The sequence below is a fragment of the Citrobacter sp. wls827 genome (assembly GCF_005280875.1).
In the GTDB taxonomy this organism is placed as follows: Bacteria; Pseudomonadota; Gammaproteobacteria; order Enterobacterales; family Enterobacteriaceae; genus Citrobacter; species Citrobacter youngae.
On sequence record NZ_SZWR01000001.1, the window covers coordinates 259,946 to 270,151 of the forward strand.

At 57.0% G+C, this 10,206-nt stretch carries 10 protein-coding genes; 4 read left to right on the forward strand and 6 right to left on the reverse strand.

The genetic code is table 11. The features are described 5' to 3' along the window. The 5 genes from entH to entC form a co-directional block, all read right to left on the reverse strand. A partial coding sequence (gene entH / locus FDX03_RS01240; protein ID WP_137345453.1) for a proofreading thioesterase EntH occupies positions 1-361 on the reverse strand: 361 nt, incomplete at its 3' end. 2 nt (positions 362-363) lie between these two features. Then, a complete protein-coding gene (entA, locus tag FDX03_RS01245) occupies positions 364-1,119 on the reverse strand; it encodes a 2,3-dihydro-2,3-dihydroxybenzoate dehydrogenase EntA (protein WP_048212325.1) in 756 nt (251 codons plus the stop codon). Next, positions 1,119-1,976 (reverse strand): isochorismatase, encoded by an 858-nt coding sequence (locus FDX03_RS01250; RefSeq protein WP_115600785.1) that lies wholly within the window; start codon positions 1,974-1,976, stop codon positions 1,119-1,121. Before FDX03_RS01250 ends, entA begins: the two co-directional genes overlap by 1 nt. Before the next feature lie 13 nt (positions 1,977-1,989). Next, positions 1,990-3,600: a (2,3-dihydroxybenzoyl)adenylate synthase EntE gene (entE, locus tag FDX03_RS01255; protein ID WP_137345369.1), complete on the reverse strand. Its 1,611-nt coding sequence runs from the start codon at positions 3,598-3,600 to the stop codon at positions 1,990-1,992. 54 nt (positions 3,601-3,654) lie between these two features. Then, complete coding sequence (gene entC / locus FDX03_RS01260) at positions 3,655-4,830, reverse strand: isochorismate synthase EntC (RefSeq protein WP_048212328.1); 1,176 nt, start codon at positions 4,828-4,830, stop codon at positions 3,655-3,657. 188 nt (positions 4,831-5,018) lie between these two features. Here entC and fepB point away from each other — a divergent pair, with 188 nt between their 5' ends. Next, positions 5,019-5,975, forward strand: a complete 957-nt coding sequence (fepB, locus tag FDX03_RS01265; protein WP_061067492.1) for a Fe2+-enterobactin ABC transporter substrate-binding protein — start codon at positions 5,019-5,021, stop codon at positions 5,973-5,975. A 61-nt stretch (positions 5,976-6,036) separates the two neighbouring features. Here the strand turns inward: fepB and entS are convergent, their stop codons facing one another. Further along, positions 6,037-7,272, reverse strand: a complete 1,236-nt coding sequence (entS, locus tag FDX03_RS01270) for an enterobactin transporter EntS (protein ID WP_061067491.1) — start codon at positions 7,270-7,272, stop codon at positions 6,037-6,039. Positions 7,273-7,381: 109 nt separating this feature from the next. On the opposite strand from entS, the gene fepD reads away from it, so the two are divergent. The 3 genes from fepD to fepC are packed head-to-tail and all read left to right on the forward strand — an operon-like array spanning position 7,382 to position 10,178. Next, entirely contained in the window at positions 7,382-8,389 is a 1,008-nt protein-coding gene (fepD, locus tag FDX03_RS01275; protein WP_048212331.1) for a Fe(3+)-siderophore ABC transporter permease, read from the forward strand. After that, positions 8,386-9,378, forward strand: a complete 993-nt coding sequence (gene fepG / locus FDX03_RS01280; protein WP_048212332.1) for an iron-enterobactin ABC transporter permease — start codon at positions 8,386-8,388, stop codon at positions 9,376-9,378. The genes fepD and fepG overlap by 4 nt, the downstream gene beginning before the upstream one ends. Next, positions 9,375-10,178 carry an iron-enterobactin ABC transporter ATP-binding protein gene (gene fepC / locus FDX03_RS01285; RefSeq protein WP_005123456.1) on the forward strand — a complete coding sequence of 268 codons (804 nt, stop codon included), beginning with the start codon at positions 9,375-9,377 and terminating at the stop codon, positions 10,176-10,178. The genes fepG and fepC overlap by 4 nt, the downstream gene beginning before the upstream one ends. The last annotated feature ends 28 nt before the right edge of the window (positions 10,179-10,206 follow it).

Consider the following 10,206-nt stretch of genomic DNA (forward strand, 5'->3'; position numbering starts at 1 on the left):
CATCAAAGATGACGATTTCCCAGCTTTGATTCTGTCGCCCAAGATACAACGGCTGGCACACACCGCGCACTTTCCCCTGCGATACTGCGCGGTGATGCGTGGCGTTCAACTCAGTTCCCACCACACACTGCCCGTCTCGAGTCATCAGATAACCCGCCATTGACCCCAACGTTTCCGCCAGAGCCGCCGACGCTCCGCCGTGCAGCAAACCAAACGGCTGATGCGTACGCTCATCCACCGGCATTTCGGCTTCCAGCACATCATCACTCAGTCGGGTATAAACCATACCCAGATGCGCCACCATGGTGTTCTGACTGGTGGCATTCAGTTCATCCAGCGTTAAATGACGTTTCCAGATCATCGTCATGCCCCCAGCGTGGAGCCGCCGTCCACCACAATATCCTGCAACGTAATGTGGCTGGCCAGATCGGAGGCGAGGAATAAAATCGTGTTGGCGATCTCCTGCGGCCGGGCGATTTTCCCCAACGGAATGCCGAGCTTAAACTGCTCGCCAAACCCTCGAATACGCTGCTGTTCCGCATCATCACTGACCCACAACGTACGCTGCATGTCGGTATCGGTCGAGCCTGGCGAAACCACATTGCAGCGCACGCCGCTGCCCGCCAGTTCAAGTCCCACGGTTAGCGCCAGGCTTTTCAGCGCGGCTTTTGACGCCCCATAAGCACTCATGCCGATACGCGGCGTGTGCGCCGCATCCGATGCGACGGTGACAATTGCCCCGCCCCGCTGGCGACGAAACTGCGCCATCGTCTGCTGAAACAAATTGAATGCTCCGCCCACGTTGACGGCAAAGGTTTGCTGCCAGTCCTCCACGCTCAGCGCGTCGGTTGGTCCCATACGCAGGATCCCTGCGGCGTTCACCAGTATGTCGAGACGCCCGGTATTCGCCAGCAAACGCTCGCATACCTGCGCCACCTGCTGCGCGTTCGCCACGTCCATCACCTCAGTGGCAAAGGGATACTCTGCCAGCGCGAACTCGCGGTCGAAGCCCGTAACCTGTGCCCCGGCATCAACAAACGCCAGCGCCGTGGTGTAGCCAATGCCTTTTCCCGCGCCGGTTATCCAGACGGTTTTCCCTGTGAAGTCAAATCCGGCCATCACTTCACCTCGCGGGAGAGCAGCGTCCACCAGGCGTCAATGGTCGGTTTTTTCGCCAGCATCACAAAGTCGATATCGCCATGCACTTTCCGCCAACGGGCCGCCAGCGCCATCATACGTACTGAGTCCAGACCGTAATCGATTAAGTTTTCGTCATCCATTGGCTCTTCAGACTCATCGAGTAGCGGCAGAATCACGCTGCGCAGCGCATCTTTACTGTCCGGAACAGGTGTCGGCAGTAACTCCTGGGTCATCACCACGCGACCGGAACGCCCCGCCACGTATTTCAGTGACATCAGGTGTTCATCACGGCTAAAGTCCGCCAGCGCATCTGCGACCATAAACGGCTTAATATCACGCATGAAGGCATCAGTCGCGGTGGTCATGCAGCCAATATGCGCATACACGCCGGTGATGATCAGCTGGTTACGTCCAGTGTCTCTTAGCATCTGCTCCAGCGGTGAACGATGAAACGCGCTGTAACGCCATTTAACCAGAATGGTATCCGCTTCGTCCGGTGCCAGCGCATCGACGATTTTTTGCTGTTCAGGCGAGCGCGTCAGGCCGGGTCCCCACATATCGTTCAACAACGCACGGTCTTCATCGCTTTGTTCTTTCGGCTGCGCAGTGTAATAGACCGGAATATTATGTGCTTTACAGTACTGACGCAGCGCGGCGATGTTGGCCACTACCTGTTCCATCATCGGGCAGTTCTCGCCCCAAAAGCCGATAAAATAGTCCTGCATGTCGTGGATTAGCAGCGCGGCGCGTTCTGGTTCAAATGCCCAGTCAACTTTATTTGCCGGAACATCAAGCGCCGTTGGCAGCGCATAAGCCTGCAGTTTAGGGATTGCCATTTCTTCTTCTCCTTCAGGCCGGTGAACGTGATGCCAGCCACTGACGTAATTGTTTTTTATCCACTTTGCCTACCGGGGTCAGCGGCAATGACTCAACGCACTCGACACGGTCCGGCAATTTGAATTCCGCCACGCCCTGTTCGCGCAGAAAACGACGCACCTGTACCGCGCGCAGCGGCTCTTTCACCACCAGGCAGGCGCAGCTTTTCTCGCCCATCAGTTCGTCATCCACACTGACCAATGCCGCATGAATCACCGTCGGATGGCGCAGTAACAAGTTTTCGATTTCTTCGGCAGCGATCTTCTCCCCGCCGCGGTTAATCTGATCTTTCTCGCGCCCCTGCACGGTGATGTAACCATCCCGATCAATGGCGATCAGATCACCAGAGCAATAGAATCCGTTAGCATCAAACGCGCTGGCATTGTGTTCAGGGCTATTGAAGTAACCCCGGAAGGTGTACGGGCCACGCGTCATCAGGCGTCCGGTCTCGCCCTGTGGTAAAGGATTACCGTCAGCGTCTGCCACCCAAACCTCATCGTCAGGGCACATCGGACGGCCCTGGGTATTGATGATGCGCTCGGGACTGTCGTCCAGACGGGTGTAGTTCACCAGCCCTTCCGCCATACCGAAGACCTGCTGCAACTGGCAGCCTATTTCCGCCGGAATGCGAGCGGCAAGCGAAGCCGAAAGCCGCGCGCCTCCCACCTGCAACAGTTTCAGCGAAGCCAGTTGTGCGTTACTGCCCCACTCCTGAATTGCCTGCAGCCACAGACTCACCGCTGGCGGTACCAACGCCGTAACGTTTACCTGATGCTGTTCAATCAACGGAAAGCACAACGTCGCGCTCGGGTCTGCCGCCAGCACCACTGTTCCACCCGCGAGGAAAACGCCCAGCGCGCCAGGCGAACTCATGGCGTAGTTATGCGCCGCTGGAATAGCGCACAGATAGCGCGTTTCTCCAGTGAAATGGCAAATCTCGTTGCTGCGGCGCACGCTGTAGTAGTAATCATTGTGGGTACGCGGGATCAGCTTTGGCGTCCCGGTCGTGCCGCCGGAAAGCTGGAAATACGCCACTTCATCGGCAGGCGATGGCGTGGCGGTAAACGCCGTTGCGGGTTGGCTTATAGCCGTTTGCAGATTGTGTTCGCCGTCATCATTGAGCAACTGGACCACGCGCACTGAATTGTGTTCGGCAACAAAGGTATTCAGAAACTCGTCGTCACTGAATAACGCATGCTGGCGATCGGCAATCAGTAACGCCGGTTTAATTTGCGCTGCGTAGGCGTTGAGTTCGTTACGCTGATGGCTAAACAGTGCCAATACGGGAGCCACGCCCAGTTTGAGCAGTGCGAAGAAAGTGATATACAGCTCAGCCACGTTGCCTAACTGCACCAGTGCGGTCTCGCCGGATTTGATCCCCTGACAACGCAGGCTACAGGCAAGATTATCCGTCGCCTGATTTAACTGGCGGTAGCTAAGATGGCGTTCCCCGTCAATCACCGCCGTCTGGTCGCAATCGGCGTGGCGGGTCAGAATGTCGGTCAGCGGCAAATCCTGCCAGTAGCCTTTTTCACGGTAGCGGCGGGCAAACTCTTCCGGCCAACGGGTGAAAGGAATACTCATTATTGCTCCTTAGAGCCTGTCGATAAGGCCTGAATAGCCTGGTAGACCAGGCGCTTAATGCAGTCCAAAAACATTCAACATGGTGGATAGCTTGGCACCTGTTTCACGCCACTCCGCAATCGGTGACGAGGCGGGTACAATGCCGGCTCCGGCGAAAAAACGTACCTGATTACGCAGCAGTTTCGCACAGCGGATCGTCACGACCCATTCGCCGTTGCCCTGCGAATCACACCAGCCAACAATGCCGCCGAAAAGTTCGCGATCGAACGGCTCCAGTTCGGCGATAAGTTTACGTGCGACCTGATGCGGGAAGCCACTTAGCGCCGGTGTTGGATGCAGCAGACAAGCCAGCGTCAGTGCGTTTTCCTGGGCATTGGCTTTACCTTCAAACGGGGTACCGAGATGCCAGAGCGTGGGCGTGGTGACCAGTTGCGGAGACGAAGGAAGTTGCAACTCACTGCTGCGATCACGCAGAACCGCTTTCATCGCCTGGGTGACCAGTTCGTGTTCATGGCGATCTTTCTCGGAAGCTAACAGACGGATCCCAGCCTCCCGGTCCAGAACATCGTCCGGTTGGCGACGCGCAGATCCCGCCAGCGGCAGCGAACTGAAATGGTCGCCTTCTTTGCGTAACAGCAATTCCGGGCTGGCGCCGATCAGTACACCGCCATCGTCGATGGGCACATGGAAGTTGTAGCTTGCCGGGTTTTGCGCTACCAGCCGCTCCAGCAGCGCACCACTGTCGATATTGGCGTCGGCGGTCACATCAATCAGGCGAGACAGCACCACTTTGTCGACTTCCGGGGTTGCCGTCAGCGCCGCTGCTCTGGCGACCATATCTTCGAAAAAATCCTGCTCAGGAATCGATTTACGCTCAACGACATTCAGCGACTGATGGGCAGTAAAGTAACGTGCTGATTGCTGCTTTGCCGTGCGTGAGAAGCTTTGCCATGATTTAGGAATAAACAGCGACGAGGGCTGGCGGGTGTCAAAGGGAATGGCCCCTACCATAATGGGGTTTGCGATGCCCTGCGATTTGGCCTGCGCAAACAGTGCGTGCATTTTCTGTTGGAAAGGGCTGTCTGGTGAATCACCATCAATTGCCGGTTCCGCATAGCGGGCGAAGCATCCTGACGTCGTAAAACTACGATACGGCGACATAAAGAAAAAACTGTCGGGAGCGAGAGTTGCCATAGTCTGCGTTTTTTCCTCGGCCAGTGACGTGTCCATATCATCCTCCATAAAATGATAAAGGCTTTAATAATGATTATCATTTATATTTTCGGTCGCTAACCTAAAAGCAAAGCGTCAGTATGTCAACTCTTGTGGTAACACAATGTGCGACTTAGGCTTGCATCCCTGACGCGTAACAATGAAAATGAGAAGCATTAACCACATTGATAACAGGAAGCTTATTTGTGAGATTTTCCGCGTTTTACCGCACTGCGCTGTTACTGGTTGGACTCGTTATTTCAGGAATTTCTTTAAGCCATGCCGCTGACTGGCCACGCCAGGTTACCGACAGCCGCGGCACGCACACGCTGGAACATAAGCCACTGCGCATTGTGTCCACCAGCGTCACGCTCACCGGTTCTCTGCTCGCTATTGATGCGCCTATCATTGCCAGCGGTGCCACGACACCGAATAACCGTATTGGTGATGCTCAGGGCTTTTTACGCCAGTGGAGCGACGTCGCCAAAGAACGCAAACTGAGCCGCCTGTATATTGGCGAGCCGAGCGCCGAAGCCGTTGCAGCACAAATGCCGGATCTGATTCTGGTCAGCGCCACCGGGGGAGATTCCGCGCTTGCACTGTACGATCAACTGTCCACCATAGCCCCTACGCTTATCATTAATTACGACGACAAAAGCTGGCAGTCACTGCTGACACAATTAGGTGAAATCACCGGGCAGGAGCAACAGGCAGCGGCGCGTATTGCTGAGTTTGATAAGCAACTGCTCGCGGTAAAGCAACGTATCACCCTGCCGCCACAGCCAGTCAGTGCGCTGGTGTATACCGCAGCCGCACACAGCGCCAACCTGTGGACGCCGGAGTCCGCGCAAGGCAAGCTGATGGAACAGCTCGGTTTCACGCTGGCACCACTACCTGCCGGACTACATACCAGCCAGAGCCAGGGTAAACGTCACGATATTATCCAGCTTGGTGGTGAAAACCTGGCGGCGGGTCTGAATGGCGAAGCGCTGTTCCTGTTTGCAGGCGACAGCAAAGATGCCGATGCGATTTACGCTAATCCACTGCTGGCGCATCTGCCTGCTGTGCAAAACAGACGCGTCTATGCGCTGGGCACGGAAACCTTCCGTCTCGACTACTACAGCGCAACGCTGCTGCTGCAACGTCTGTCGGCTCTGTTTTAATGGTCAGTGCCGGATGCGGCTAACGCCTTATCCGGCCTACAATCCGTAGCGCATAACGCGATCAGACATTCACGGGAACTTGCCGGAATCGGCGCACTTCTCCCAACAACAGCAGCAGTAAAAGACCGACAATCACCAACCCAAACCCACTGACGCTTGCCGAGGCCGCAGGCGTCATCATCGCCCCCAGCCCCCCTAACAGCGCCGCGCCAATCGCATCGCCGGTGACGTTCTGTGCGGTCCACAAACCGTTAATTCGCCCGAGCATCGCTTCCGGCGTCTGCGTCTGTAACAGGGTGTACTGCAACAAAGAACTGACCGCACTCAGCCAGCCAAACAGCGCCAGACAAACCACACCAAGCTGCCAGACCGGCATCAAGCCAAACAGACCGATAGCCAGGAAAGAGGCCACAGTTGATGCCAGCATAATCAGACCCGGACGCACGCTGTGTGCCAGTTGCCCACTGGTTAAAGCCCCGATGGCCGCGCCCAGTGGAATAGCCGCATACAGTAACCCAATCTGTGCGCTCGACATCTGCCAGTTTATCGCCAGTGCCGGATACAGCACGCGCACGGCGCTCGCCATGGTTAACAGACCGCCAAGCAGCGCAATGCCGCCAATCAGCGGGCTGGCAAGCAGAAAGCGAAATGCTGCCAGCAGCGATTTCAGAGGATGCTCGCGCGGCTGCGGCGGAGGCGGTAACGCGGGAAGGCTCAACAACGGCAGCAAGGTAATAAATGTACCCGCCGCCGCCAGGCCGTAGTTCCAGGCCACGCCACCGGTCGCCAGCAACACCCCACCAAGCATTGGCGAAATCACCGATCCCAGACGCACAGTCAGCATGGTAATCGCCCCGGCCTGCATCAGATTTTCACGCCCGACCAGCGCCGGCGTCGCCGCCAGCAACGCAGTGACACCCAGCGAGGCGAAAAAGCCATCCCATAAACCAAGAACATAGATAGCCAGCAACGACGGTTCGGGCAGCAGCGCGTTCAGACACAGGCCAATAAAACCGATCCCACAGGTTCCGCGAGCCAGCAGGATCACCTTTTTGCGCTCATAGCGATCGGCCAGTACGCCGCCCACCATCAGACCAATAAACATGGCGCTCCCGGTCAGCGTAACCGACAAACCGACCTGCCAGGTCGACTGCGTCATCATCTGGATCTGTACCGGGACCGCAACCCCCAATAGCCCCAGAGAGACAATGGAAATAAAACGGGCGAGGAAGACGGCGCGAAATGCAGGATGGGTCTTTAACAGGCTGAGATTAAGCAGCCAGGATTGTCGATTCATTACAGAGCCTTACCAGGTACTTTTTCAATATCCATTCAATGGCTGCACATGCTAACATATCCAAATAAGATCGATAACGATAATTACTATCATTATCAGGGAAGTTGATATGTCATGCTCTATTTCCGTGACACGCGCCTTCGCCGTGCCCGGACTGTTGTTACTACTTGTTCTCACCACGGCATTAAGTCTGGTTATTGGCGCAAAGTCGCTGCCCACCTCCGTGGTATTTGATGCACTCACCGGCAGTTGTCAAAGCGCCGATTGCACCATCGTGCTGGACGCGCGACTCCCGCGTACGCTGGCAGGGCTCCTCGCAGGTGGTGCACTGGGCCTGGCGGGTGCGCTGATGCAAACGCTCACGCGAAACCCTCTCGCCGATCCCGGTATTCTGGGCGTCAACTCTGGTGCCAGCTTTGCTATTGTGCTGGGGGCCGCACTGTTCGGCTTCTCCTCTGCGCAAGAACAACTGCTGATGGCTTTTGCCGGTGCGCTGGTCGCATCGCTGATCGTGGCATTTACCGGCAGTCAGGGCGGCGGGCAGCTCAGCCCGGTACGTCTGACATTGGCCGGTGTTGCGCTGGGTGCTGTTCTGGAAGGATTATCCACAGGCATCGCCCTGCTCAACCCGGACGTCTACGACCAGTTGCGTTTCTGGCAAGCCGGTTCACTGGATATCCGCAGCCTGCAGACGCTGAAAGTCGTGCTGATCCCGGTCCTGATGGCCGGTGCTGTCGCGCTGTTCCTCAGCCGTGCTCTGAATAGCCTCAGTCTGGGAAGCGACACCGCAACGGCGTTGGGGAGCAAAGTTGCGCGTACCCAGTTTATTGGCCTGTTGGTGATTACCGTACTGTGCGGAAGTGCGACCGCCATCGTCGGCCCTATAGCCTTTATCGGCCTGATGATGCCGCATATGGCACGCTGGCTGGTGGGCGCAGATCATCGCTGGTCGCTGCCCGTCACTCTGCTGGCCACCCCTTCTCTGCTGTTGATTGCCGATATCATCGGTCGTCTGATTGTGCCCGGCGAGCTGCGCGTCTCGGTCGTCAGCGCGTTTATCGGCGCGCCGGTGCTTATCTTTCTGGTACGCCGTAAATCGCGCGGGGGTGGCGCATGATGCACCTCTCCCGTCGCCTGATTGTCAGTTGTCTGCTGCTGGTCGTCGGTTGCCTGGCCGTTGGATTGTGGAGCCTGCGTAGCGGTGCCGTTATGCTCGAGACCCCGCAAATTATTGCCGCCCTGTTCGGTGATGCACCGCGTAGCATTACGCTGGTGGTGACCGAGTGGAGATTACCACGCGTGTTGATGGCGCTGCTGATTGGCGCGGCGCTGGGCGTTAGCGGCGCGATATTCCAGTCATTGATGCGTAACCCGCTGGGTAGCCCGGACGTGATGGGCTTCAATACCGGTGCCTGGAGCGGCGTACTGGTGGCAATGGTGCTGTTTGGTCAGCATCTTACCGCCATCGCGCTGGCGGCAATGCTCGGCGGGATCCTGACTTCGCTGGTGGTCTGGGCGCTGGCCTGGCGCAACGGCATCGACACCTTCCGGCTGATCATCATCGGGATCGGCATTCGCGCTATGCTGGTAGCCTTCAACACCTGGCTGCTGCTGAAGGCGTCCTTAGAAACCGCGCTGACCGCCGGGCTGTGGAACGCCGGATCGCTCAACGGTCTGACCTGGGCGAAGACCTGGCCTTCTGCGCCGCTGATTATCGTGATGCTGGGGTGCGCCGCGCTGTTGGTACGCCGCCTGCGTTTACTGGAAATGGGTGATGACAGCGCCTGTGCGCTTGGAGTCAGCGTAGAGCGTTCACGTTTAATGATGATGCTGGTCGCCGTTGTGCTGACCGCCGCCGCCACCGCACTGGCAGGACCTATCTCGTTTATTGCCCTGGTTGCCCCACACATCGCGCGTCGGCTTAGCGGCACGGCACGTTGGGGATTAACGCAGTCGGCGCTGTGCGGCGCCCTGCTACTGCTGATGGCGGATTTATGCGCTCAGCAGCTATTTATGCCTTATCAGCTTCCGGTTGGCGTTGTCACCGTAAGCCTCGGCGGTATTTACCTTATCGTCTTGTTAATTCAGGAGTCCCGCAAAAAATGACCGAATCAGTAGCCCGTTTGCGTGGCGACCAGTTAACGCTGGGTTATGGCAAGTTTACCGTGGCAGAAAACCTTAATGTCTCGATCCCCGATGGTCACTTCACTGCCATTATTGGCCCCAACGGTTGTGGAAAGTCCACGCTGCTACGTACATTGAGTCGTCTGATGACGCCCGCGCACGGCAAAGTCTGGCTCGATGGCGAACATATTCAACATTACCCCAGTAAAGAGGTCGCACGCAGAATTGGTCTGCTGGCGCAAAATGCCACCACGCCGGGCGATATTACCGTGCAGGAGCTGGTTGCTCGTGGGCGTTATCCACATCAACCTTTATTTACCCGCTGGCGTAAAGAAGATGAAATCGCGGTAACCCACGCGATGCAGGCCACGGGGATCACGCATCTGGCGGCGCAAAGTGTGGATACCCTCTCCGGCGGTCAACGCCAACGCGCGTGGATAGCGATGGTGCTGGCACAAGAAACGTCGATTATGCTGCTCGACGAACCGACCACCTGGCTGGATATCAGCCATCAGATTGATCTGCTGGAGCTGTTGAGTGAGCTAAACCGGGAGAAAGGTTACACGCTGGCCGCCGTTCTGCACGACCTGAATCAGGCGTGTCGCTATGCCACCCATCTGATTGCACTTCGTGATGGAAAGATCGTCGCCGAGGGTGCGCCGAAAGAGATTGTCACGGCAGAGCTCATTGAAAAAATCTATGGGCTACGGTGTATGATTATCGACGATCCGGTTGCCGGAACGCCGTTAGTGGTTCCGTTAGGACGCACTGCAAACAGGTAAATCGCGCCACCTCCGCAGAGGTGGCGAG